The sequence below is a fragment of the Vibrio sp. EA2 genome (assembly GCF_033042495.1).
In the GTDB taxonomy this organism is placed as follows: domain Bacteria; phylum Pseudomonadota; class Gammaproteobacteria; order Enterobacterales; family Vibrionaceae; genus Vibrio.
In genome coordinates this window covers 27,527-27,768 of record NZ_JAWLID010000024.1, presented here as the reverse complement: position 1 = coordinate 27,768, position 242 = coordinate 27,527, and positions in this window count along the sequence as shown.

The following is a 242-nucleotide window of genomic DNA, read 5'->3' as shown; positions in this document are numbered from 1 at the left end:
GCAAGCTGCGCAGCGTCTACGTGATCTTAGTGACTTGCACTACAAAGAACAATAAGCCCTCAAATTTAGGCTGATAACGAACAACGGGATAGCGCGACGATATAGATAAAAAGTTAGGCTCAGCGCGTTATCCCAACATTAACTTTAAGTTTTAAGAGTACGTCCCTATGTCTGATTTAATCCAAAATGTGAAAGCGTCTTTTGAGAACGTGTTGGGCTATGCGCCAAGCCACATTATCCAA